General features: G+C 71.6%; 21 protein-coding genes. 8 read left to right on the forward strand and 13 right to left on the reverse strand.

Annotation, left to right across the window (positions count from 1 at the left end):
- Window positions 1–247 precede the first annotated feature (247 nt).
- The 5 genes from rplI to LNK82_RS43555 all read right to left on the reverse strand — a co-directional run bounded on the left by rplI (window position 248) and on the right by LNK82_RS43555 (window position 3163).
- Window positions 248–706 (reverse strand): 50S ribosomal protein L9, encoded by a 459-nt coding sequence (rplI, locus tag LNK82_RS43535; protein WP_230572702.1) that lies wholly within the window; start codon window positions 704–706, stop codon window positions 248–250.
- A 13-nt stretch (window positions 707–719) separates the two neighbouring features.
- Window positions 720–959 carry a 30S ribosomal protein S18 gene (gene rpsR / locus LNK82_RS43540; protein WP_015805710.1) on the reverse strand — a complete coding sequence of 80 codons (240 nt, stop codon included), beginning with the start codon at window positions 957–959 and terminating at the stop codon, window positions 720–722.
- Window positions 960–1012: 53 nt separating this feature from the next.
- Window positions 1013–1510: a single-stranded DNA-binding protein gene (locus tag LNK82_RS43545; protein WP_123744870.1), complete on the reverse strand. Its 498-nt coding sequence runs from the start codon at window positions 1508–1510 to the stop codon at window positions 1013–1015.
- A 10-nt stretch (window positions 1511–1520) separates the two neighbouring features.
- On the reverse strand, window positions 1521–1862 hold the full coding sequence (gene rpsF, locus LNK82_RS43550) for a 30S ribosomal protein S6 (RefSeq protein ID WP_123748234.1): 342 nt from the start codon (window positions 1860–1862) through the stop codon (window positions 1521–1523).
- A 296-nt stretch (window positions 1863–2158) separates the two neighbouring features.
- Window positions 2159–3163, reverse strand: a complete 1005-nt coding sequence (locus LNK82_RS43555; RefSeq protein ID WP_230572673.1) for a chromosomal replication initiator protein DnaA — start codon at window positions 3161–3163, stop codon at window positions 2159–2161.
- Between the two features lie 156 nt (window positions 3164–3319).
- Between LNK82_RS43555 and LNK82_RS43560 the strand changes: the two genes are divergently transcribed.
- The gene (locus LNK82_RS43560; protein WP_230572674.1) at window positions 3320–4090 is read left to right on the forward strand and encodes a deoxyribonuclease IV; all 771 of its coding nucleotides are present in this window, start codon (window positions 3320–3322) and stop codon (window positions 4088–4090) included.
- A gap of 23 nt (window positions 4091–4113) precedes the next feature.
- A complete protein-coding gene (locus tag LNK82_RS43565; RefSeq protein WP_372470808.1) occupies window positions 4114–5493 on the forward strand; it encodes a glycosyltransferase family 87 protein in 1380 nt (459 codons plus the stop codon).
- Between the two features lies 1 nt (window position 5494).
- Here LNK82_RS43565 and LNK82_RS43570 read toward each other — a convergent pair whose 3' ends face one another.
- From LNK82_RS43570 to LNK82_RS43580, 3 genes are all read right to left on the reverse strand, one after another.
- Window positions 5495–7090 (reverse strand): glycosyltransferase family 87 protein, encoded by a 1596-nt coding sequence (locus LNK82_RS43570; protein WP_230572675.1) that lies wholly within the window; start codon window positions 7088–7090, stop codon window positions 5495–5497.
- 149 nt (window positions 7091–7239) lie between these two features.
- A complete protein-coding gene (locus LNK82_RS43575) occupies window positions 7240–9525 on the reverse strand; it encodes a transglycosylase domain-containing protein (protein WP_230572704.1) in 2286 nt (761 codons plus the stop codon).
- Window positions 9526–10189: 664 nt separating this feature from the next.
- A complete protein-coding gene (locus LNK82_RS43580; RefSeq protein WP_230572676.1) occupies window positions 10190–10594 on the reverse strand; it encodes a DUF5318 domain-containing protein in 405 nt (134 codons plus the stop codon).
- A 167-nt stretch (window positions 10595–10761) separates the two neighbouring features.
- Between LNK82_RS43580 and LNK82_RS43585 the strand changes: the two genes are divergently transcribed.
- A complete protein-coding gene (locus LNK82_RS43585; RefSeq protein ID WP_230572677.1) occupies window positions 10762–11307 on the forward strand; it encodes a PadR family transcriptional regulator in 546 nt (181 codons plus the stop codon).
- A 41-nt stretch (window positions 11308–11348) separates the two neighbouring features.
- Window positions 11349–12440: an inositol-3-phosphate synthase gene (locus LNK82_RS43590; RefSeq protein ID WP_230572678.1), complete on the forward strand. Its 1092-nt coding sequence runs from the start codon at window positions 11349–11351 to the stop codon at window positions 12438–12440.
- A gap of 53 nt (window positions 12441–12493) precedes the next feature.
- On the opposite strand, the gene LNK82_RS43595 is transcribed toward LNK82_RS43590, so the two are convergent.
- The gene (locus tag LNK82_RS43595) at window positions 12494–13222 is read right to left on the reverse strand and encodes an SDR family NAD(P)-dependent oxidoreductase (protein ID WP_230572679.1); all 729 of its coding nucleotides are present in this window, start codon (window positions 13220–13222) and stop codon (window positions 12494–12496) included.
- An 11-nt stretch (window positions 13223–13233) separates the two neighbouring features.
- Complete coding sequence (locus LNK82_RS43600; RefSeq protein WP_230572680.1) at window positions 13234–13875, reverse strand: HAD family hydrolase; 642 nt, start codon at window positions 13873–13875, stop codon at window positions 13234–13236.
- Window positions 13876–14024: 149 nt separating this feature from the next.
- Here LNK82_RS43600 and LNK82_RS43605 point away from each other — a divergent pair, with 149 nt between their 5' ends.
- The 3 genes from LNK82_RS43605 (at window position 14025) to LNK82_RS43615 (ending at window position 19027) form a co-directional block, all read left to right on the forward strand.
- Window positions 14025–16019 carry a PhoX family protein gene (locus tag LNK82_RS43605; RefSeq protein ID WP_230572705.1) on the forward strand — a complete coding sequence of 665 codons (1995 nt, stop codon included), beginning with the start codon at window positions 14025–14027 and terminating at the stop codon, window positions 16017–16019.
- Window positions 16020–16164: 145 nt separating this feature from the next.
- On the forward strand, window positions 16165–18246 hold the full coding sequence (locus LNK82_RS43610; protein WP_230572681.1) for a PhoX family protein: 2082 nt from the start codon (window positions 16165–16167) through the stop codon (window positions 18244–18246).
- Between the two features lie 100 nt (window positions 18247–18346).
- The gene (locus LNK82_RS43615; RefSeq protein ID WP_230572682.1) at window positions 18347–19027 is read left to right on the forward strand and encodes an SDR family oxidoreductase; all 681 of its coding nucleotides are present in this window, start codon (window positions 18347–18349) and stop codon (window positions 19025–19027) included.
- 14 nt (window positions 19028–19041) lie between these two features.
- Here LNK82_RS43615 and LNK82_RS43620 read toward each other — a convergent pair whose 3' ends face one another.
- Entirely contained in the window at window positions 19042–20343 is a 1302-nt protein-coding gene (locus LNK82_RS43620) for an amidohydrolase family protein (RefSeq protein WP_230572683.1), read from the reverse strand.
- A 173-nt stretch (window positions 20344–20516) separates the two neighbouring features.
- Between LNK82_RS43620 and LNK82_RS43625 the strand changes: the two genes are divergently transcribed.
- A complete protein-coding gene (locus LNK82_RS43625) occupies window positions 20517–21380 on the forward strand; it encodes a hypothetical protein (RefSeq protein ID WP_230572684.1) in 864 nt (287 codons plus the stop codon).
- Window positions 21381–21443: 63 nt separating this feature from the next.
- On the opposite strand, the gene LNK82_RS43630 is transcribed toward LNK82_RS43625, so the two are convergent.
- Together LNK82_RS43630 and LNK82_RS43635 are read right to left on the reverse strand one after the other, a co-directional pair.
- A complete protein-coding gene (locus LNK82_RS43630) occupies window positions 21444–22604 on the reverse strand; it encodes a sensor histidine kinase (RefSeq protein ID WP_230572685.1) in 1161 nt (386 codons plus the stop codon).
- Window positions 22605–22891: 287 nt separating this feature from the next.
- Window positions 22892–24022: a nitric oxide synthase oxygenase gene (locus LNK82_RS43635; protein WP_308257530.1), complete on the reverse strand. Its 1131-nt coding sequence runs from the start codon at window positions 24020–24022 to the stop codon at window positions 22892–22894.
- Between the last annotated feature and the right edge of the window lie 13 nt (window positions 24023–24035).

Genomic DNA, 24035 nt, shown 5'->3' on the forward strand with positions numbered 1-24035 from the left:
GCTGACCACAGGCCTGGGGAAACCTGTGGACAACCTGGGTACAACTCGGGCCCAGACAAAAGTTCGCGCAGGTCAAGGCCTGTGGATAAGTTTGTGGAAAAGTAGTGCGTCACACCTTCGGCGTGTCGCGTGTAACCAGCGGCACGGCGTGTCGCGCACAACGTGTCACAAGAGTTGTCCACAGCCGGACGTGCGAAAGCGCCGCCCGACCAGAACACCTGGTCGAACGGCGCTTCCGGGGAAAACGTCAGACCGCGCTCGCGACCTCGACCGAGAGCGACACGGTGACCTCCGGGTGGAGCCGGACGTTCACCGAGTGCTTGCCGAGGGTCTTGATGTGGCCCGCGATCTCGACGGACCGCTTGTCCAGCGTCGGGCCGCCGGCCGCGCGCACGGCCGACACGACGTCGGACGAGGTGACGGAGCCGAACAGCTTCTTCGAGCCGGCCGCGGACTTGGCCTTCAACGTCACGGAACCGAGGCCCTCGAGCGTGGCCTTGATCTCCTTGGCGTGGTCCAGGTCGCGCACCCGGCGGGTGTCCTGCGCCCGGCGGATGACCTCGACCTGCTTGGTCGCGCCCTTGGTGGCGACGATCGCCAGGCCGCGCGGCAGCAGGTAGTTGCGGCCGTAGCCGTCCTTGACCTCGACGATGTCGCCGGGGCCACCGAGGCCGGTCACGTCAGCGGTGAGGATGAGCTTCACGATGCCGTCCCCTTTCTCAGCGAGCCGTCGAGGTGTAGGGCAGCAGCGCCATCTCGCGGGCGTTCTTGACGGCGACCGCGACGTCGCGCTGGTGCTGGGAGCAGTTGCCGGTGACCCGGCGGGCGCGGATCTTGCCCCGGTCCGAGATGTACTTCCGGAGCAGGGTGGTGTCCTTGTAGTCGATCAGGTTGGCGTTCTTGTCCTTGCAGAACGCGCAGACCTTCTTCTTGGGCTTGCGCACAGGCGGCTTGGCCATGTGTGAACTCCTGGGTATTACGCAGTGAAGTGTGGAGTGGACCGGTGCCGGGTCTAGAAGGGGGGCTCGTCGGCGAAGCCACCGGAGCCGGCCGGGGGCGCGGAGCCCCACGGGTCGTCGGCCGGTGCGCCGCCACCGCCACCGCGAGACTGACCGCCGCCGCCGAAGCCGCCGCCGCCGTCTCCACGGCTCACCTTGTTGACCTTCGCGGTCGCGTAGCGCAGCGAGGGGCCGATCTCGTCGACCTCAAGCTCGATGACGGTGCGCTTCTCGCCTTCCTTCGTCTCGAAGGAACGCTGGCGCAGTCGCCCGGACACGAGCACGCGCGAACCGCGGGTGAGGGACTCGGCCACGTTCTCCGCGACCTGCCGCCACACGTTGCACCGCAGGAACAGCGCTTCGCCGTCCTTCCACTCGCCGCTGTTCTTGTCGAACGTGCGGGGGGTGGAGGCCACGGTGAAGCTCGCCACCGCGGCGCCGGACTGGGTGAAGCGGAGTTCGGGATCGGCGGTCAGGTTCCCGACCACCGTGATCGTCGTCTCGCCTGCCATGGTTGGGCTCCTAGGCCTTGGCCGCGGCCTTGGCGGCGATCCTCGCCGCGGTCTTCGCGGCCTTGGCGGGGTCGCGCCGGATGACCTTCGTCCGGAGCACCGTCTCCTGCAGGCCGAGCTGGCGGTCCAGCTCCTTCACCGCGTCGGGGGTCGAGATCAGGTCGAGGACGGCGTAGATGCCCTCGGCGCTCTTGTTGATCTCGAAGCTCAGCCGGCGCTTGCCCCAGACCTCGACCTTCTCCACGTTGCCACCCGTGGTGCGGATGACGTTGAGGAACGTGTCAAGGGACGGCGCGATCGTGCGCTCGTCGAGACTGGGGTCGAGGATGACCATCACTTCGTAATGACGCATGAAGACCACTCACCTCCTGTGGACTCGGCGGCCACGGACGTTCCGTGGCAGGAGGGTCGTCGCGTCAGCAACCCGTGAAGGGTAACAGGCCGCCGGGTCGCACCTCCCGGCGGCCTGTTCGAGCAGGTCAGAGGCCCCGGCTGAGGAGGTCCTGGCGGACCTCTTCGATGATCCGCGTGCCCCGGTTGTGGGACGTGTAGCCGTACGTGTGGATGGCCACCGCGCAGGACGCGGAGCAGCCGCTGTTGTGGGCGGAGAACGCGGCCGCGGTTCGCCCTTAGGGGGACTTACGTGACTCAGGCCACGGCGCGGCGCAGCACCCAGGTGCGCACGAGAGCGCCCGTCACGCACGACAGCAGCAGCACGGCCAGCAGCACGGGGGCCGCCACACCGCCGCCCATCCGGCCGGAGCCGGGCAGCGCCTGGGCCCGGCCCGCGGTCTGCACGCCGTCGGAGTCGTCGGCGTTCGGCACGCCGTAACCGGGCCGGTAGCCGCTCACGCCGCCGCCGTAGCGCACGCCGGGCGACGGCGCGTACTGGCCGGGCACGGCGAACGGCAGGGCGCCGTAGCTGAACAGCGGCACGCGGCCGAAGTTGCCGCCCCACGGGTTCGAGCCGTACAGCGGCACGTCGAGCCCGCCGCCGACGCCGCCGACCGGGCTGTTCGCCGGCTGCTGCTCGTTCGGGGCGGCACCGGGGTTCGAGGTGCCGGGGTTCGCGCCCGGCTGACCGGTCTGCGGCGGCTGGTTCGGCGACGGCTTGTCGCCGGGCAGGCCCGGCAGTTGGCCGGTGGCCTGCTGAGAGGCGTCCGCGAGCGCCTTCGACCCGTCCTGGACGGGCGCGGCGGCGGCGTTGACGCCCTGCACGGTGACGCCGCACAGCTTGGTCAGCTCCGCGCGCACCCCGTTGGAGAGCGTGACGATGATCGGCCCGAGCAGCGGCAGCTTGACCAGCTCCGCGTTGACCTTGTTCGCGATGTCGCCGCCGGTGATGACGCCGGACCCGGTGGGGATCGCGCCGATCGCGATGGGCGGCAGCGCCGAGAACGCCTGGCGGAACGGCTCCGCGAGCGGCGGGCCGAGCAACGGGATCGCCCGGATCAGCTGCACGATCGGGTCGAGGACCGCGGCCGGGCTCAGCGCCACCGGTGTGCCCGGCGCGCCCTGCACGGTGGTCGCGCAGCTGCCCACCACGACGGGTTCGGCGGCCACGGCCGAACCGGAGCCCGCGGCGGCGCCGGCCGTGCCGACCGCGAGCACGACGGCCGCCGCGCTCACCAGCCGAATGAGCCGGATCCGCATGTCTGCCCCCCTGGCGTGCCGGCCGCGCTTCCCGTTTCCTACTTGCAAGTAACGAGCGTAGGTGCTCATCGTGACGTGGGCCATCCCCCTCGACGACAAATTTCCTATCGGCGGCGGGCGGCGATGCGTTTCGGCGCCCGACTACCCTCCACACCCATGCGCATCGGGGCCCACGTCCGCGACGACGACCCGCTCGGCGCCGCCGTCGACCGCGGCGCCGACGTCGTGCAGTTCTTCCTGGCCGATCCCCAGGGGTGGAAGGCGCCGAAGCCGCACCCCCAGACCGAGGGGTTGCTGGCCTCCGACCTGGACGTCTTCATCCACGCGCCGTACCTGGCCAACGTCGCGTCGCTCAACAACCGCATCCGCATCCCGTCGCGGAAGATGGTGCTCCAGCACGCCGAGGGCGCGGCCAAGGTCGGCGCCAAGGGCCTGATCGTGCACGGCGGGCACGTCGCCAAGGGCGAGGACCCGAACGACGGCATCGCCAACTGGCGCAAGATGTTCGAGCGCCAGGCCGACAGCGGTGGCTTCGCGGTCCCGATCCTGATCGAGAACACCGCGGGCGGCGAGAACGCCATGGCGCGGACGTTCGACATGCTCGGCAGGCTGTGGGACGCGGTCGGCGAGTTCGGCGCGGGGTTCTGCCTGGACACCTGCCACGCGTTCGCCTCGGGCGAGGACCTGGTCGGCGTCGTGGACCGGGTGAAGGCCATCACCGGGCGCGTCGACCTGGTCCACCTGAACAGCTCCCGCGACGAGTTCGGCTCCTCGCGGGACCGGCACGCCAACATCGCGTCCGGCACCATCGACCCGGAGCAGCTGGTCGCGGTGGCCGCGGCCGCCGGTTCGCCGGTGCTGGTCGAGACACCGGACGAAGGGCAGGCGGCGGACATCGCGTTCCTCCGCGAGCACTTGGGCCGCTGAGCGTGACCCGGGAGGTGGTGGCCGTGCCTGAGCGCGCGGACGCCGGGTCGTCCCCGTCGCGGTTCGGCCGGGTGGCGCTGGCCGCGGTCGTGCTCCTGTGCGGGCTGACGATGTTCGCGGGTTTCCTCAACAAGGACCGCTGCACCGGACCGGAGTTCGACCAGTGGGGCCGCAGCGCGCCGGACTACGAGCGGCGCAACAAGGCCGAGGTCTGCTACTCCGACATCCAGCACCTGTGGATCGGCCGTGACATCGACCGGCACGTCTTCCCGTACGTGAACGGGAGCATCAACAGCAAGGGCGTGCTGGTCGGCGGCGTGGTCGAGTACCCGGTGCTGACCGGGCTGACGATCTGGGCGGGCGCGATCCTCGCGGACAACGACGCCGCGTTCCTGCTGTTCTCGGCGCTGCTGATGGCGCCGTTCGGGTTGGTCACCGGGTGGCTGCTCGGCAAGCTGAGCCGGTGGCGCGCGCTGATCTGGGCGTTGGGCCCGCCGGTGGTGCTGTACGCGTTCCACAACTGGGACCTGCCGGTCGTGCTCTGCGCGGTCGCGGCGGTGTACGTGGTGCACCGGGGCTGGGGACGGCGGGAACGGCCGCTGGTCGACCGCGCGGTGGTCGCGTCCGTGCTGCTGGGCCTCGGGTTCGCGTTCAAGATCTACCCGGCGATCTTCGTGCTGCCGCTGTGCCTGTACGTGCTGACCGGCGGTCCCGGCGGCCGTTCCCTGCCGCGCGGTGTCCGCTACGACCTGGCCGGCGCGGTGAAGGTGGCGCTGGCGGCCGTGGTGACGGTGGTGCTGGTCAACCTGCCGTTCGCGGTGGCGGGGCCGGAGGGCTGGAAGGCGTCGTTCGCGTTCCAGGGCCTGCGGCGGGTCGACATCACCACGAATTCGATCTGGTTCTGGTCCATGCGGCCGTTCATGCCCGACGACGTCATGCAGTCGCTGGTGGCCGTGCTGTCGCCGATCGGGATCCTGCTGTCGTTCGGGCTGGCGTGCCGGATCGGGTGGCGGCGGTACCTGAGCGAGGGCAGCTACCCGTGGGTGCCGGTGTCGGCGGCGATGCTGTGCGGTTTCCTGTTGCTGCACAAGGTGCACTCGCCGCAGTACACGCTGTGGCTGGTGCCGATGTTCGTGCTGCTGCGGGTGGACTGGGGCTGGGTGGCGGCGTACTTCGTGGCGGACTTCGCCATGGGCGTCGGCATCTTCCGCTGGTTCTACGCGATCGAGTTCGGCGAGCCGTCCGGGATCTACGACGGTTTCGCGGCGCAGGCCGTGGTGATCGGGGTGTGGGGCCGGGCGGCGCTGCTGGTGGCCTTGTTCTTCGTCTTCCTGCGCTCCGAGGTCACCTTCACCGACCGGACTCCGACCCGCCGACGTCCGGCGCCCACGACCTCCGCGTAGGTCAGCCGCCCACGCCGGCGGGCACCGGCGCGTCGTCCCGGCGCCGTCGGCCGAACCGCAGCGCGAACCGGTCCGGCGCGCCGTCGATGAATCCGCCGCACGGGTCGTCGTCGCCGGTCTGGCGCACCTTGTCCAGGGCCGGCCGGTAGATCTCGCGCACGATGAACCCGCACACCACGATCACCGCGATGTCGCGCGCCACCACCGCGCCGAGGAACCAGTCGATCGGCAGGCCCTTGTGGTCCACGCCCAGGTAGAAGAACATCCGGGGCACCCAGACCAGCGCGTCCACCGCCATCCACGCCAGCAGCAGCTTCCACCGCGGCAGCGCCAGCACGGCCAGCGGCACGAGCCACAGCGAGTACTGCGGGCTCCACACCTTGTTCGTCAGCAGGAAAGCGGCCACCACGAGGAACGCCAGCTGCGCGAACCGCGGCCGCCGCGGCGCGGACATGGCCACGAAGCCGACCGCCGCGCAGCACACCAGGAACAGCACCGCGCTGACCGTGTTCAACACCTCGGGCGCCTGCCCGTGCGCCAGCCCCGGGTCGAAGCCCTGCCACCCGGTCCACTGCGCGACCACGTTGTAGAGCGAGTCCGGGTCGACGCCGCGCTCGGTGTTGAGCCGGAAGAACTCGCGCCAGCCGTCCGGGTAGAGCCACGCGATCGGCGCGTTCACCAACCCCCACGTGGCCAGCGTCGCGCCGAGCGTGGTCCACCCGGCCCGCAGCTTGCCCGCCCGCCAGCACAGCAGCAGCAACGGCCCGAGCAGGAACAGCGGGTACAGCTTCGCCGCGCCGCCCAGCCCGAGCAGCACGCCCGCCAGCACCGGCTTCTTGCGCGCCCACGCGAGCATGCCCGCCGTCGCGAACGCCGTGGCGAGCGTGTCGAAGTTGGTGAACGCGTGCACGACCACCAGCGGTGAGACCGCCACGAGCACCGCGTCGTACGGCCGTCGCCTGGCCAGTTGCGCCACCGCGAACGCGGTCACCAGCCACGCCAGCGCCAGCCAGATCGCGGTGATGTTGAAGTACACGATCACGGTCATCGGGTTCGGCAACCACCCGGACGAGGCGATCACCGTCCAGCCCTGCGCCATGCGCGCGTTGAGCAGCTGGAACATGCCCGTCAGCACGGGGTACTCCATGTACCGCACGTGCGCCGTCGGCTTGCCCTCGTCGTCCACCCACGAGGTCTTGTAGGGGAACGTGTCCGGCTTGTCCAACCGCTCCGCCGTGTACAGCGGCACGGTGTCGGAGTAGCACATCGCGGTGAACTGCTTGCTGCCGCGCCAGTCCAGCTGCACCACGCCGTTGTCGTCCACGTACTGCTGCACGCACGGCGACTTCTGGAACCACGCCAGCGCCAGCGTCACCACCGCGAACAGCAGCACGACCCGCAGCGGCGTCCAGAACCACTGCCGCCCGACCGACGCGTGCCGACCGACCGGTCCGCCGAGCGGCTTGCTCGCCGCCCGGGCCAACGGCTCGGTCCACGTCGGGTTGACCCGCTCGTCGGGGCCGAGCGAGTCGGTGTCGTCGGCGTTCGCCTGCGCGCCGTCGGGGGTCGCCTGCGAGTGCTGCGATGGGCTGGCCACGGTGACGGATGCTACGGGCCGGCGTCAACGGAAGTTGTGAGGTCTTCGCGAACCCGCGCCGGTTCGTCGCGACCCCGCTGGGGGACGGGCACGCGAAGAGGGGCCCGGCGCGTTGCCGGACCCCTCTTCACGTGCGTCGACCGCGGGCGCTAACCCGTTGGTCTGCTACCGCCGCCGCCGATCGGGTCGGGGCCGTTCTCCGGCGTCGTCGTGGTGGTGGTGGGCGGGCAGGCCAGGCCCACGCACGGACGGGTCGAGGTCGTCGGCTTGGTGGTCGTCGGCTTGGTCGAGGTCGGGTCGGTCGTCGTCGACCGGTTGTCCTCGTCCCGCTTCTGCGTGGTGGTCGTGGTGGTGGTCGTGGTGGTCGGCTTCGGGTCGTCGAACTGGTTCAACTTCCTCGGCTTCGGGAACGGCTCCGGCGGCGTCCCCTCCAAGGCCCGGTCCATGAACTTCTTCCAGATCTGACCGGGCAGGCCACCACCGAAGATCGGCCGGTTCTGCGCGTCCTTCAACGCCACGTTGCCCTCGTCGCGACCCAGCCACACCGACGTGGCCAGCGACGGCGTGTAGCCGACCATCCAGGCCTTCGAGTTCTGGTCGGCGTGGTCGGGGAGCTCGTGCGTGCCGGTCTTGCCGGCGCACTCGCGGCCCGCGCAGGCGAGGCCGGTCGACGGCTTGACGACGGGCTTGAGCGCCTCGGTGACGTTGTCGGCGATGTCCTGGTTCTTCTGCGGGTCCGGGTCGAACGCCTGCCGCGACACGTCGACGTGCTGGTAGACGGCCTTCTCCTCGGAGTTGGTGATCTTCGAGATGAAGAACGGCTCGTGGTAGATGCCGCGCGCGGCGAACGTGGCGTAGGCCGAGGCCATGTCGAACGGCCGGACCTGCGCCTCACCGCCGCCGATCGCGATACCGACGTTCGGCGGGCCGCCGGTCTCGTTGACCAGCAGGTCCTTCTTCGCGCCCTGGACCTCGACCGACTTCGGGATGCCCGCGGCGTGCGCGGCGTCGGCGACCGGCTGGGTGCCGACCTCGATCACCATCTCGTAGAACACCGTGTTCAGCGACAGCTCCATCGCCTTGCGGATGGGGCACTTCTCGCCGCAGGTGTCGTTCGGGTCGGACGCGTTGCGGATCGTGATCTGGGTGCCGCCGAGGTTGAACGTCTTCGGCGACCGGCCGTCGTAGGTGGAGCCGAGGCCCTTGCCCGCCTTCAGCGCGGCGACCAGGTCGAACGCCTTGAACGACGAGCCCGCTTCCTGGAGCGTGTCGGTGGCGTAGTCGAGGCCCGTGCCGTCGGAGCCCGCGTAGTACGCGCGCACCGCGCCCGACTGCGGGTCGATCGCGGTGAGCGAGGACCTCAGCTCCTTGGGCTGGTTGCCGAGCACGTCCTGCACCGCCTTCTCGGCCGCCAGCTGCTTCGGCGGGTCGATGGTGGTGTGCACGGTGACGCCGACCGACTGGGACTTCTTGACGTCCCACCCGACCTTGTCCATCTCCTTGAGGATCTGGTCGCGGATGTGCAGGCGCGGGCCCTCCAGGCCCGAGTCGTCGGTCTGCTCGACCGGCGTCGGGAACGGCTCGCTCTGGCGGTAGGACGGCTCGATCCACTTGTACTCGAGCATCTGGTCCATCACGTAGTTCCAGCGCTCTTGCTGGTACGCGGGCTGCCAGTCGCGGCCGGGGTTCTGGACCATGCCCGCCAGCAGGGCGGCCTGCGAGTAGGTCAGGTTCTTCAGGTCGTCGTGACCGAAGTACGCCTTCGCCGCGGTCTTGATGCCGTACGCGCCCTTGCCGAAGTAGATCGTGTTCAAGTACGCGGTGAGGATGTCCTTCTTGTCCTGCTGCTGCGACATCTTGTACGCGGTGACCGCTTCGGTGAACTTGCGGGACAGCGTCATGTCGGTCTGGTCGGTGGCTTCCTTCACGTACTGCTGCGTGAGCCCGGAACCACCGCTCTGCTCGCCCTTGAGCTGGTAGTAGGCCGCGCGGGCGATGGCCTTGAGGTCGAAGCCGACGTTCGTCTCGAACGTCGGGTCCTCCGCGGCGAACAAGGCGTGCTTGATCGACTCCGGCAGGTCCTCGTACTTGACCATGGTCCGGTTCGCCTCGCCGGGGGCGTACTTCGTCATCACGGAGCCGTCGGCGTAGAGGATCGTGATCGCCTTGCCCTGCTCGGCCGCGAGGGCCTCGGGGTTCGGGACCTCGACCACCTGGTAGGCGATGGCGAACGCGACGACCGGCGCCAGCAGCATCAGGCCGAAGGCCACGTAGGTGGTGCGGCGCACGCGGCGCCAGATCTTCTTGCGACGCACGGCGCGAGCCTCCTCCTCGGTCAGCTCCTCGTCGTACTCGTCGTCGTAGAACGGCTCGAGCTCGACCTCGTCCTCGCGGTGCGTGAGGAGCTCGGGCTCGCGCGGCGTGGTCTGGTACACGGGCGGCAGCAGGTCCGTCGGTTCCTCGCCGGGACGCCGCTGCGGACCGCCCGGGCCGGCGGGACCGCCGGGTCTGCGCGGACCACCCGGAGCACTCGGACCACCTGGACCGCCGAAGGGTGGCCGGCCGCCGGGCGGCACGGGACCGCCGGGGCCGCGCAGGCCGCCGGGAGGCGTGTTCGGGCGCTGGCCGGGGCCGCCGGGGACGCTGCCCGCGGCGGCGGGACCGGTCGGCGGGCCACCGGGCCTGCCGCCGGGGCCGGGTGCGCCGGGACCGGCGGGTCGCCGCGGCGGCGGGCCACCGCGGGGGATGCCGCCGGGAGGCGTGCCCCCTGCCGGCCGGCCTCCGCCGGGCGGCGTGCCGGGGCGGGCGAACCCGCCCGGCGGGGTGCCGTGCCCAGGGCCGGGGCCGTCGAGCGGGGAGCGCGCGAAACCACCTGGCGGGGTGTTCGGACGCTCCGGCTGATCCCCGGCTCCGTGGCGCGGTGGGTGCCCGCCGCCGTCCGGGTCCTCCCCGGTCGGCCATTGCGGCTCCGCGCCACGATGCCTGTCGTCATGCTGGTCGTTCACGAAATGGCCTCCCAGACCGGCGTGCCGTTGCACGCGGTTCGGTGGTCGTACGCCGCTGCTCCTCGCCGGAGCGGCGCCCGTGGTCGGAGCAGGTTCACTCCGCCGCGGTCCTCCTGCGCGGCTTGCGAGAGTTCAGGCCGCGCGTTCCCAGGACGTATGACTGCACCAGGTGGTTCCAACTACATGTGCGGCAAACTTCGACCACGTACACGGTGAACTCCTCGAAGAGGGTCGCCATGCGGGCCAGCTCGTCGGTGGTGCGCGCGGACCCGGCCGCGTGCTTGAGCTCGTCGCCGTAGACCCAGGACACGTGGGTGAGCGGTTCCTTGCGGCACACCGGGCAGGTCACGTCGCTCGGTCGGCCGTGGAACTTCGCAGCTCGCAGCAGGTACGGGCTGGCGTCGCAGACCTCCATCGTGCCCACTCGGCCCGCGTAGACCTCCGCCAGCAGCGCACGGCGCTGCAAGGCGTAGTCCACGACCTGGCGTTGGGTCGACACGACGACCAGAGTACGTGCCGCCCCAACCGCGTCGATGGGCCGTTCAGGGCAGTGGACCGAAGGCAGGGGTCGCTGTGTGCGACGTGACACAGCGTCGGCGTGCGCGGATGTATCGCACCGATATACTGACCGCACCCATCGGCGCTCACCGGAGCGAGGAGGTGCTCGTGCTGGAGTTCGCGGTGCTCGGCCTGCTGCACGAGGCGCCAATGCACGGCTACGAGCTGCGCAAGCGCCTGCACGAGTTGCTGGGTGCGTTCCGCGCGTTCTCCTACGGGACGCTTTACCCCACGTTGCGCAAGCTGCAACGCGGGGGCCTCATCGTCGAGGAGGTGCCCGAGGACGACTCGGCCCGGTGGGGCCGTCGGGCGCGCAAGGTCTACCGGCTCACCGCGGAGGGCAAGGAGAGGTTCGCCGAACTGCTGGTCAACGCCGGGCCCCAGACCTGGGACGACGACTCGTTCGGCGTGCACCTGGCGTTCTTCTCCCGGACTCCGGCCGAGATCAGGATGCGCATCCTCGAAGGCCGCAGGCGTCGCGTCGAGGAGCGCCGCGAGGGGCTGCGCACCTCGTTATCGGCTACCAGTGAACGCATCGACCGGTACACCCGGGAGCTGCACCGGCTCGGGCTCGAGAGCACCGAGCGCGAAGTGCGGTGGTTGAACGAGCTGATCGCCCATGAACAGGCCGAACAGCGCGAGCGGGACCAATAACCCCCGGAATACGAGCACGGAAGAACTAAGGAGGACTCGGCATGGGCGACAACCGCCGCACCGTTCGAGTGGCCATTGTCGGGGTCGGCAACTGCGCGGCGTCGCTGGTGCAGGGCGTCCACTACTACCGCGATGCCGACCCGAGCACCCGCGTGCCCGGTCTGATGCACGTCCGGTTCGGCGACTACCACGTGCGCGACGTCGAGTTCGTCGCCGCGTTCGACGTGGACGCCAAGAAGGTCGGCTCGGACCTGTCCGAGGCCATCGGGGCGAGCGAGAACAACACGATCAAGATCGCCGACGTGCCGCCGCTGGGCGTCACGGTGCAGCGCGGTCACACCCTCGACGGACTCGGCCGGTTCTACCGGGAGACCATCGAGGAGTCCGACGAGGAGCCGGTCGACGTGGCGCAGGCGCTGCGCGACGCGTCGGTGGACGTGCTCGTGTCCTACCTGCCGGTGGGCTCGGAGGAGGCGGACCGCTTCTACGCGCAGGCCGCCATCGACGCCGGTGTGGCGTTCGTCAACGCGCTGCCGGTGTTCATCGCCTCCGACCCGGAGTGGGCGGAGAAGTTCCGCGCGGCCGGCGTGCCGATCGTCGGTGACGACATCAAGTCGCAGGTCGGCGCCACCATCACGCACCGCGTGCTGGCCAAGCTGTTCGAGGACCGCGGCGTCCAGCTCGACCGGACGATGCAGCTCAACGTGGGCGGGAACATGGACTTCCTGAACATGAAGGAGCTGGAGCGGCTGGAGTCCAAGAAGGTCTCCAAGACGCAGGCGGTGACCTCGCAGGTCGACCGCGAGATGGGCAAGCGCAACGTGCACATCGGACCGTCGGACTACGTGGCGTGGCTCGACGACCGCAAGTGGGCGTACGTGCGGCTGGAGGGCCGCGCGTTCGGCGACGTGCCGCTGAACCTGGAGTACAAGCTCGAGGTGTGGGACTCGCCGAACTCGGCGGGCATCATCATCGACGCGGTGCGCGCGGCGAAGATCGCGCTCGACCGGGGCATCGGCGGCCCGATCCTGTCGGCGTCGTCGTACTTCATGAAGTCGCCGCCCGTGCAGTACTCGGACTCCGAGGCGCACGAGGCGGTCGAGGCGTTCATCCGCGGCGACGTGGAGCGCTGAGTCCTGCTGCGAACCGACCCCCCGCACCCGGTGCAGGGGGGTCGGTTCGCACGTCAGCGCTTCGACAGCCGCAGCGACTGCCACGAACCGTCGGCCGTCCAGCCGCCGTCCACCGGCAGCGCGACGCCGTTGACGAAACCGCTCCGGCCCGGGTCGGCCAGGAAGGCGACGGCCTGCGCGATGTCGTCCGGGACCGCGAACCGGCCCATCGGCACGTGGTCGGTGATGTCGGTGTCGTCGTAGTGCCCGCCGGCCTGCGACTCGACGTCCATCTCGGTCTTCACCCAGCCGGGGCACACCGCGTTGACCCGCACCCCGCGCCCGCCCCACTCCACGGCGAGCGTGCGCGTCATGCCGATCAGCCCGTGCTTGGTGGTGTTGTAGACGGCCCGGTCGGCGACACCGCGCAACCCGGCCACGGACGCGATGTTCACCACCGCGCCCTGCCCGCGCGCCAGCATCACCCGGCCCAACGCCTGCGTGAGCAGGAACGGCCCGGTCAGGTTGACCGCCACCATCCGCTCCCACAGCTCCAGGGACGTGTCCTCGAACGGCACGATCCCCGCGATCCCGGCGTTGTTGACCAGCACGTCGACCCGGTCGCCGACCCGCTCGAGGACCCTGGCCACGTCGTACGGCGACGACACGTCCCCGACCACGCCACCGTCGGTCTCGGTGAGGTCGAACCCGATGACCTCGTACCCGTCCCCGCGCAGCACCTCGGCCACCCGCAGCCCGATCCCCTGCGCCGCCCCCGTGACCACCGCAACTCGTCGCTCCATGGTGGGCAACGCTAGGGCGTGCGCAGCGCGGCGGGCAGGTCCGAGAGTCGGGGCAACACCGTGACCTGGGCCAACACCGCCGGATCCGGCGGGAAGTGCTCGTTCGGGACGGCGTAGACGGTCATGCCGGCGGACAGGGCCGCGCGCAGGCCGTTGGTCGAGTCCTCCACCGCCGCGCTGCGGGTCGGGTCGACGCCCAGCTTCGACGTGGCCAGCAGGTAGACGTCCGGCGCCGGCTTGCCCGCGCCCGCCTGCTCGCTGGAGACGGCCACCTGGACGACGTCGGTCAGGTCGGTCGCCGCGAGGAACGACTTGATCAGGACCGGCGGCGAGGAGCTGGCGATGGCGACCGGGTAGTGGGCCGCCACCTCGCGCACGACGTCCACCGCGCCCGGCAGCACGGGCGGGCCCTCGGCGTAGCGCTCGGCCATCTCGCCGATCACGCCCGCCGCGGCCTCGGCCGGGGTCAGCCGCACGCCGACCTCGGTCACCAGGTACGTCGCCCACTCGGGTGTGCTCATGCCCTGCATCGCCCTGGTCGCCGCAGGCCGCCACGTGCCCCCGTGCCGGGCGGCGAAGGCCTGCCGCACCTCGTCCCACATCCGCTCGGAGTCCACCAGCACGCCGTCGAGGTCGAACACCACCGCATCCACACCCATGACCGTAGTGCGATCGTCGCGCCCGGCCGCCGACCGGACCCCGAAGGAATTCGCGCCGATCAGGGAATGACGGGTTAACAACAGGTGAACGCCGGCCTACTGTCGGTTGGTCCCGCACTGATCCGTAGGAGGTCCGCGACGTGGTGCGACACCTTCCGCTCCTGGCCAACCACTCCGCCGGCCGCGCGGCCGTCACCTGCGAGTACCGCTGCGGTGACGCGTGCTTCCACGACGTGCCGAACACCTCGGGCAACCCGTCCTTCGGCGACCTGGTCGACCGCCGCACGGCCGTCAAAGCGGCGCTGGTCGTGGCCGCGCTCGGCGGTGGCGCGGTCGCCGGCACGGGCAGCGCGGCGGCCGGACCTCGTCCCGCCGGCCTGGACTTCGAACCGGTCGCGCCGAACGCGCTGGACGCCGTCGTCGTCCCCGAGGGCTACCGGCACGAAGTCGTGATCCGCTGGGGCGACCCGCTCTTCCCCGACGCGCCGGAGTTCGACTTCGACCACCAGACCGCCGCCGCGCAGGCCCGCCAGTTCGGGTTCAACTGCGACTTCGCCGCGCTGCTGCCGCTGGACCCGACGGGCCGGACGAGCCTGCTGGTGACCAACCACGAGTACACCGGCGAGCCGTTCATGTTCCGCGGTTACGACGCCGAGAACCCCACCCGCGAGCAGGTCGAGATCGCGTGGGCGGCGCACGGCCTGTCCGTCGTTCAGGTCCACCAGTCCCGCGACGGCCGCCTGAGCACGCGGTTCTCCCGCTACAACCGCCGGATCACGGCCACGACACCGTTCCGGCTGACCGGGCCGGCGGCGGGCTCGGAGTACCTCAAGACCTCCGCCGACCCGACCGGCACGAAGGTGTTGGGCACGCTCAACAACTGCGCGGGCGGCGTCACGCCGTGGGGCACGATCCTGTCCGGCGAGGAGAACTTCAACCAGTACTTCGGCAACGCCGACGCGCTCGCCGACCCGCGACTGACCCGCTACGGCATCACCGGCACGGCCACCACCCGCAAGTGGGAGCGGTTCGACGAGCGGTTCGACCTCGCGCGGGAGCCCAACGAGGTCAACCGGTTCGGCTGGGTCGTCGAACTCGACCCGCTCGACCCCGACTCCACGCCGGTCAAGCACACCGCGCTCGGCCGCTTCAAGCACGAGTGCGCGAACGTCCGCGTCGCGGGCGACGGCCGGGTGGTCGCCTACTCCGGCGACGACGAGCGGTTCGAGTACGTCTACAAGTTCGTCTCCACCGGCAAGGTGCGTCGCGGCGACAGCAAAGCCGCCCGCCGGCACAACATGACCCTCCTCGACGACGGCACGCTGTACGTCGCCCGCTTCACCGGCGACAGCCCGCCCGTCGAGATCGACGGCTCCGGCAAGCTGCCCTCCGACGGCCGGTTCGACGGTCACGGCGAGTGGATCCCGCTGGTCAGCGGCACGCGGTCGTTCGTGCCGGGCATGACCGCCGAGGAGGTCTACGTCTTCACCCGGCTCGCCGCGGACAAGGTCGGCGCGACCAGGATGGACCGCCCCGAGGACATCCAGACCCACCCGCGCACCGGCGTCGTCTACCTCGCCCTGAGCAACAACGTCGACCGCGGCAAGGAGGGCAAGGAGGGCGCGACCGAGCCCAACCCGCGGGTGGCCAACAAGCACGGGCAGGTGCTGGAGCTCGCCGAGCGCGGCGGCGACGCCCTCGCGCTCACCTTCTCGTGGAACCTCATGCTGGTGTGCGGCGACCCGGCGTCACCGGACACCTACTTCGCGGGTTACGACAAGACCCGCGTGTCGCCGATCTCCAGCCCCGACAACGTGGCGTTCGACCGGCACGGCAACCTGTGGATCTCCAGCGACTCGGCCGGCGCGCTCGACGGCCACAACGACGGCCTGTACGCGGTGCCGGTGGCCGGGCCGCACCGCGGGCGGCTCCAGGCGTTCCTCACCGTGCCGCGCGGCGCGGAGACGTGCGGGCCGGTGATCGGCGAACGCGTGGTCACGGTGTGCGTGCAGCACCCCGGCGAGGTGGACGGCGCCAGTGCGGACAACCCGGTCTCGCACTGGCCGGACGGCGGCGACTCGCAGCCGCGCTCCGCGGTCGTCGCGGTGTGGCGCGAGCACCACCGCATCGGTGAGTGACCACCCGACGACACGCGGTGTGAGCTGCTGGTATCGGGCGGTTAACGATCGAGGTGTTCGCCTCGCGTTCACCTCGACGTCCGCTGGCGGAGTGGTTGCCCTCTTACGGTCGCCCGGTTCCCACTGAGCGATTTCGGAGGTCCGCGTGTCCTCATCCACCGATCGGGGGCGGCGCCTGCTGCCCCTGCTGCCCAACCACCCCCTCGGGCGGTCGGCGATCACCTGCAAGTACCGCTGCGGCGACGCCTGCGCCCACGAGGCGCCCAACACGTCCGACAACGCCTACTTCGGTGACGTCGTCGGCGAGGTCGTGCGCCGGCGCGGCCTGCTGAAGGCGGGCGCGGTGCTCGCCGTCGCGGGCGCGGGTGTCGGGCTGGTCGGTGCCGGCAGCGCCGCCGCGAAGCCCGAGGTCGAGGTCGACACCGACCTCGGCGGTGGTCGTCGACGTGACGGCCTGAACTTCGCCGCCGTCGCGCCCAACACCGAGGACCGCGTCGTCACGCCCGAGGGCTACGAGCAGGGCATCGTGCTGCGCTGGGGCGACCCGGTGGTGCCCGGCGCGCCCGCGTTCGACTTCGACCGCCAGACCCCGGCGGCGCAGGCGAAGCAGTTCGGCTACAACTGCGACTTCCTCGGCCTGGTCCCGGTCGGCAGGCACGACCAGTGGGTGCTCGTGGCCAACCACGAGTACACCTCCGAGGAGTTCCTGTTCAAGAACTGGGACGCGGCCAACCCGACCCGCGAGCAGACCGAGATCGCCTGGGCCGCGCACGGCGCGTCGGTGGTGCTGGTCGAGCGAGACCGGCGCAGCGGCAAGCTCGTGCCCAAGCTGGACCGGCGCTACAACCGGCGGCTGACCGCGACCTCGGAGTTCAAGGTCACCGGTCCGGCGGCGGGCTCGAAGCACCTCAAGACCTCCGCCGACCCGACCGGCACGAAGGTGTTGGGCACGCTCAACAACTGCGCCGGCGGCGTCACGCCGTGGGGCACGATCCTGTCGGGCGAGGAGAACTTCAACCAGTACTTCGCCAACGCGGGCTCGGTCACCGACCCGGTCGCCAAGGCGCGGCTGGCCCGCTACGGCCTGTCCGGCGCGGCGTCCACCCGCAAGTGGGAGCGGTTCGACAAGCGCTTCGACGTGGCGCAGGAGCCCAACGAGGTCAACCGGTTCGGCTGGGTCGTCGAGATCGACCCGCTCGACCCGGACTCGACCCCGGTCAAGCACACCGCGCTCGGCCGCTTCAAGCACGAGGGCGCGAACGTGATCATCGCCCGGGACGGCCGCGTGGTCGCGTACATGGGCGACGACGAGCGCTTCGACTACATGTACAAGTTCGTCTCGGACGAGAAGTACAAGCCGGGCAACAGCAAGCACGCGCGTGAGCACAACAAGAAGCTGCTGGACAAGGGCACGCTGTACGTCGCCAAGTTCACCGGCGACAGCCCGGTCGCCGAGATCGACGGTTCCGGCAAGCTGCCCGCCGACGGCGGGTTCGACGGCTCCGGCGAGTGGATTCCGCTGGCCGCGGGCGACCGCTCGTTCGTGCCCGGCTTCACCGCCGAGGAGGTCTACGTCTTCACGCGGCTCGCGGCGGACGCCGTCGGCCCGACCAAGATGGACCGCCCCGAGGACGTCGAGCCGAACCCGCGCAACCGCCGGGTGTACGCGGCGCTGACCAACAACACCGACCGCGGCAAGGCGGGCAAGGAAGGCCCGACCGAGCCGAACCCGCGCCCGAACAACCGCCACGGGCACGTGCTGGAGCTGGAGGAGCGCCGCGGCGACAACACCGCCACGTCGTTCTCGTGGAAGCTGCTGCTGGTGTGCGGCGACCCGACGTCGGCCGACACGTACTTCGGCGGCTACGACAAGACCCAGGTCTCGCCGATCTCGTGCCCGGACAACGTGGCGTTCGACGCGCGGGGCAACCTGTGGATCTCCACCGACGGCAACGCCCTGAAGTCCAACGACGGCCTGTTCGCGGTGCCGGTCGAGGGCCCGTACCGCGGCCGGGTGAAGCAGTTCCTGACCGTGCCGAAGGGCGCCGAGACGTGCGGCCCGGTGGTCGAGGACGACTTCGTGCTCGTCGCCGTGCAGCACCCCGGCGAGATCGACGGCGCGTCGGCCGCCAACCCGCTGTCGCACTGGCCGGACGGCGGCACCTCCCAGCCGCGCCCGTCCGTGGTCGCGGTGTGGAAGAAGGACAAGGGCCGCATCTGCGGCTGACCCCGAGGTGGAGGGCTCGCGCCGAGCCCGAGCCCTCCACACCTCGCGCGTCGGACCTCCAGCGGGCGCCGGGGGTTCGACCCGCGGTTAGGGTTTCGGCATGAGTCGACCCGTTGCGCTGATCACCGGAGCGTCGCGAGGCATCGGCGCGGCGGTCGCCCGTGCCCTCGCGCCCACGCACGACCTGCTGCTCGGCGGCCGGGACGAGGACGCGTTGGCCCGACTGGCCGCGACGCTGGAGTCCGCCCGACCGTGGCCGGTCGAGTTGACCGACACCGACGCGCTGGCCAACGCCACGGCCGGCCTCACGCGCCTGGACGTCCTCGTGCACAGCGCGGGCATCGCCGAACTCGGCCCGCTCGCCGACGCGACCGCCGACGTCTGGCGCCGCACCCTCGACGTCAACGTGGTCGCGGTCGCGGAGCTCACCCGGCTGGCGCTGCCGCTCCTGCGCGCCGACCGGGGCCACGTCGTGCTGATCAACTCCGGCGCCGGGCTGCGCGCCAACCCCGACTGGGGCGTCTACGCGGCCAGCAAGTTCGCCCTGCGCGCCTTCGGCGACGCCCTGCGCGCCGAAGAAGAAGACCTCCGCGTCACGTCCGTCCACCCCGGACGCGTCGACACCGACATGCAGCGCGGCGTCCGCGAGCAGGAGAACGGCGACTACCAGCCGAACCTCTACCTGAACGCGGACTCCGTGGCCCGGGCCGTCGCCACCGCCGTGAACGCGGGCGAGGACGCCCACTTCACCGAGATCGTGGTCCGCCCCCGCCCCCGCTGACCCACCGCGACGGACTACCGCAGCCGGGCCGCCACCTCGCGCACGCCCGCCTGCGCCTCACGCCGGTCCACGTTCGTGGTCTCGCCGTCGGCCACGACCTGCTTGCCCGCCACCCACACGTCCTTGACCCGCCGCGTGCCCGAGGCCCACACCAGGTTCGCCAGCACCTGCTCGTCCGGCGCGTCCAACCCCGTGGCGAACGCCGGGTCGTCCACGTCCACGTGCACCACGTCGCCCCACCGGCCGGGCTCCAGCGCGCCGAGGTCCTCACGGCCCAACGCCGCCGCACCACCGCGCGTGGCCAGCAGCAACGCGTCCGCCGCCCGCATCGCGGTCGCGTCCTGCGTCGTCACGCGCGCCAACAGCGCCGCCAACCTGGCCTCCTCGAACAGGTCGAGGTCGTCGTTGGACGCCGGCCCGTCCGTGCCCAACCCGACCGCGACGCCCGCGTCCAGGTAGGACCGCACCGGCGCGATGCCGGACGCCAGCTTGGTGTTCGAGCCGGGGCAGTGCGCGATGCCGACGCCGTGCCTGGCGTAGATCGCCACGTCCTCCGGCGACAGGTGCACGGAGTGCGCCGACAGCACCCGCCCGCCCAGCACGCCCGCCTGCTCCAACAACCGCGGCACGGACCCGTGCGACGCCCGCTGCTCCAGGTCCTCCTCCGCCGACTCGGCCACGTGCACCTGCACCAGCGCGCCGCGGTCACGCGCCTCGCCGCCGATCTCGCCGAGCGCCTCCGGCGACAGGATGTACGCCGAGTGCGGCCCGTAGCTCAGCTCGACCCGCTCGTCCGGCCCGAACCGCAGCCCGTCGGCGTCGATCCACCGGGTGATCTCGTCGGTCATCGGACGCCACGGCATCCCCGGCAGGTCCATGATCGCCGCACCGAACAGCACGCGCGACCCGGCGGCCAGCACCGCGTCCGCGAGGTGCTCGCCGTGGAAGTACATCTCGGCGCTCGTGGTCACGCCGTTGCGCAGCATCTCCACCGCGCCGAGCAGCATGCCGACCCGGATGTCGGACGGCTTCATCTTCGCCTCGGCCGGCCACATCGCCTCGCGCAGCCAGCGCAGCAGCGGCAGGTCGCCGCCCATGCCGCGCAGCAGCACCATCGGGCTGTGCGCGTGCGCGTTCACCAGGCCGGGCAGCAGGATCCCGCTCAACCGGCGCACCTCGCCGGCGAACTCCGGGGCGTCGGCCTCCGCGCCGACGTACGCGACCCGGCCGTCCACGACGTCGACGACGGCGTCGCGCAGGACGGTGCAGGCGGGATCGCAGGGCAGGACGACGGGGGCGTGCAGGCGCAGCGACATACCCCGATCCTGCCGCACTCGAACGAGCGACACACAACGTGGCGGCCCACGCCTCACCCCGTAACCCGAACAGTGGGTTTGACCTTCTCGGGCGGTGTTCACCCGCCGGGTGGACGTAATCTCCGAAACGTTGGGAGAGGTGGTGGTCCCGCTGATCCGGCGAAGGAGTGACAGTGGCTCGTAACGGTGGAAGTGCTCAACCCGGCGAGCGCCGCGGCAGGGGGGAACCCGCGGCGGCGGTCCTGCGATCGGAGGCTGATTTCTCCGAGCCGGACCTGTCCCGGGAACGTCGATGGCTCGCGCTGTTCCTGCTGGTGCACCTGGTGGACGACAACGGTCGGATGAGCACCGCGTACCGGCGGGTGCTGCGCCGGGCGGCGCGAACACCCGGGCACTGGGCCAACGGCCGGTCGCTCGGCGCCGTCCGGGCCGAGGTGACGCGCTGGATCGGCGTGCAGGCGCGGCCCGACTGCGTGCCGCCGTGGGACCGGGTCGCGAGCCTGGTCCACGCGGCCGTGCACCCGACGCTCGTGCCGGACGTGCTGGCCACGGCCCGCTACCTGCACGGTCTCGTCACCGGCGTGGAGACCGGCGACCCGCGTCCGCGCTGGCTGGACCTGGCGGTCGACGACATCACCACGGCGATGATCGGCGGCCCGGAGTGGGCGCGCAAGCACGGCCTCGCCGCACCCGACGACGCGGCGTCCGACGACCTCCGGGCCGACGGTGGCGCTCCCACGAAGCGGGAGTCGAGCGCGTACGAGATGTTGTGGACGGTGGTCCGGGTGCACCGCGACGCGGAGGCGCGGATCGCCGAACTGGAGCACCAGGTGCGACAGCTGCACGAGGAGAACGCCCGGCTCTCCGGCGACGTCACCACGTGGCTCGGTGACTACCGGCCGACGATCCCCGACCAGGACCGCGGAGCCCGCCGCCGTCCCGTCGTCGACCGGCACCTCGCCCCGGAGGAGCCGGCGCGGTCCTTCACCTACCCGCTGCCCGCCGAACTGCCCGCCTCGCACCCGACCGCCGGCTGACCGGTCACGGGCGCGTCCGACGCGGATCGAGCGGGCGCGGGGGTGGTGCGGTCGCGGAACCGGTCACCGCACCACGGGCAGGGCGGCGCGCACCTCCCAGCCCCCACCGGCGCGCGCGCCCGCGCTGAACCGCCCGCCGAGCAGCTCGACGCGCTCCTTCATGCCCACCAACCCGTAACCACCGGACCCGCCGACCGGCGGCGTCTTCCGCGCCCGCCCGTCGTCGGCCACCAGCACGTGCACCACACCGTCCGAAACGGACACCGAGACGTCCACAGAGGACGCGTCCTCGGCGTGCTTGCGCGCGTTGGTCAAGGACTCCTGCACCAACCGCAGCACCGAGCGCCCCAAAGACGGCGGCACGGACACCGGCAGGTCGACGTGCAGCCGCACGTGCTGACCGGAGCGCTCCACCACACCGCGCACGTCGTCGGCCAGGTCGCTGGACGCGGTCGGCGCGTCGGCCTCGGTGTCGCGCAACGTGCCGACCAGGCGGCGCATCTCGGCCAGCGCCTCGTTGCCGCTGCGCACGATGATCGGCAACGCCTCCTGCGCCGCCGACGGCACGGCCTGCGCCGCCTGCGCGTGCACGACCATCCCGGTCACGTAGTGCGCGATCACGTCGTGCAGCTCGCGGGCCAGCGCCATCCGCTCGGTGTGCTGCGCCGCCGCGACCTCGGCCCGCACGGCGGTCGCGCGTTCCCGGTCGCGGGCGCGGAAGTACAGCCCGGTGCCGACCGACAGCGCCAGCAGCACCCCGGCGAACACCGCCTGCGCCCAGAACCCCGGACCGCTGTAGTCGCCCGACCAGTACGGCGACCGGTACTCGGGCCGCACGACGGCGGCCAACGCCGACACCGCGACGAGCAGCACGACCCCGGCCACCGCCCGCAACGGCGGCACGTGCCGCACCACCACCGCGACGATCGCCATCAGCGCCGCGACCTCGGCCACCACCAGGCCGCCGATCATCGGCGTCACGGGCGCGACACCCGCCACGCGCAGCACGGTCGAGCTCGCCACCACCGCCGTCGCGGCGGTCAGCGCGGCGTCGAACGGGCGCCGGGGCGCGAGCACGGCCAGCGCGCACACCACGAGCGCGCCGGGCAGGTGCCACCAGCCGACCTCGCCGAGGAACTCGCCGCCGACGAGGAAGAGCAGGGCGCACGCCAGCGGCCACTGGCGGCGGAGCAGGGCCCGCCACCCGAGCTGAGTGCTCTCCACGGGACCTCACCGTAGGTGGTCGCGGCGCGGGGCGCGTCCGACCCCGGTCGGGTGGGGCGTCAACCGCGAGGCTGACCCGAACGCCCGGTTAAACACACCAGTGGCCGATGTCGGATGACGAATCCCGGGGTGACTCTTGAGCGGTGAGTCGGGGAACGGGAGGAACACCATGTTCGGAGTGGTCGCTACTTGGGCGGGTGCGGTGCTCGGCCTGCTGGTGCTGGTCCTGATGGCGCTGGCCGGCGTGTTGATCGATTCCCAGCGCTGAGCCGGGGGTGGGCGACTGCTCAGTCGTCGAAACCCCCGACGCGGCGCCGGAGCAGTTCGGCGAGGCGTACGGGTGAGTGCGGCCGGGTCGTTTCCGCGGGGGCGGGGGAGAAGCGGGCGGGTCCGCCGGTGCGGGCACGGCGGGCCGCCGCGGGATCGAGCCGGAACGCGGGGCGGTTGCCGGAGTGGCGTTGGCGCGAGCGCAGCCAGGACAGCCGGTGCCGTGATTCGGCGTGGTGGTCGGTGATGGTGACGGCGGCGCGGTCGAAGGAGTGCAGCACGGCCCGGTTCAGCTCGACCACGGCGCGGTCGCGCCACAGCGAGCGCTCGGTGGACGTGTCCAGGCCGAGGGCCTCGGCGACGGACCGGGCGACGCCGCAGGCGTTCTCGTCGGCCAGGCTCCTGGCGCCGATCTCGGAGCCGACGAACCACGAGTTGAACGGTGCGGCGGGGTAGGTGACGCCGCCGATGGTCAGGCGCATGTTGCTGATCACGGGCACCGCGTGCCAGCGCAGGCCGAGCTGGGAGAACCAGGGCAGCTCCGGGTGTTCGAGGGCCACCTCGTGCACCACGTCCGGCGGCACCGTGAACAGCCGCACGCCCTCGTGCGCGGTCTCCACCACCAGCGGCAGCAGGTCGAAGCGGCCGGGCGGCGCGGGCGGCTGCCAGCCCAGCGCGCGCACGGCGTCGGTGAACCCGCGGTAGCGGAGGTCGCCCGAGCCGTCGGCGTGGCCCGCGTACCGGATCAGCTGCTCGTTCCAGATGCACGGCCCCGGCGTGGTCGGCGTGTCCGGCGCGAACACCGTGACCAGCGGGCGGATCTCGCCGCCGTTGGTCGCCTGGCGCAGGTGCTCGACGCACTCGGCCGCCACGGCGGCGGCGTTGCGCAGCCCGCGCAGGTCGCGGACCTTGAGCCGGCGCCACGGCACGCCGCTGGTGCACCAGCCGGAGTCGCGCAGGGCGATCCGCGCGCCGTAGGCGAGCTCGTGGGCGGTGTGCCGGTAGGAGCCGGTCTCGGCGATCTCGTCGCGGACCCGGGCCAGGCGCGGCCCGACGGGTCCGGCTTCGGGGTGGGCGATGTGGAACATGCGGAGGAAGCCCTCCGCCGCGTCCACGTCGAACGTTATCGGTTCGTGGCTTACTGCGGTCACGGGCGGCAACCGT

It is taken from the genome of Saccharothrix luteola (assembly GCF_020859565.1).
Lineage (GTDB): Bacteria > Actinomycetota > Actinomycetes > Mycobacteriales > Pseudonocardiaceae > Actinosynnema > Actinosynnema luteola.

Bases quoted from the DNA above. Each gene is read 5' to 3' on its own strand.
- rpsR (WP_015805710.1), bottom strand. From the start codon at position 959: ATGGCCAAGCCGCCTGTGCGCAAGCCCAAGAAGAAGGTCTGCGCGTTC.
- LNK82_RS43545 (WP_123744870.1), bottom strand. From the start codon at position 1,510: ATGGCAGGCGAGACGACGATCACGGTGGTCGGGAACCTGACCGCCGAT.
- rpsF (WP_123748234.1), bottom strand. From the start codon at position 1,862: ATGCGTCATTACGAAGTGATGGTCATCCTCGACCCCAGTCTCGACGAG.
- LNK82_RS43555 (WP_230572673.1), bottom strand. From the start codon at position 3,163: ATGCGGATCCGGCTCATTCGGCTGGTGAGCGCGGCGGCCGTCGTGCTC.
- LNK82_RS43560 (WP_230572674.1), top strand. From the start codon at position 3,320: ATGCGCATCGGGGCCCACGTCCGCGACGACGACCCGCTCGGCGCCGCC.
- LNK82_RS43590 (WP_230572678.1), top strand. From the start codon at position 11,349: ATGGGCGACAACCGCCGCACCGTTCGAGTGGCCATTGTCGGGGTCGGC.
- LNK82_RS43595 (WP_230572679.1), bottom strand. From the start codon at position 13,222: ATGGAGCGACGAGTTGCGGTGGTCACGGGGGCGGCGCAGGGGATCGGG.
- LNK82_RS43615 (WP_230572682.1), top strand. From the start codon at position 18,347: ATGAGTCGACCCGTTGCGCTGATCACCGGAGCGTCGCGAGGCATCGGC.
- LNK82_RS43620 (WP_230572683.1), bottom strand. From the start codon at position 20,343: ATGTCGCTGCGCCTGCACGCCCCCGTCGTCCTGCCCTGCGATCCCGCC.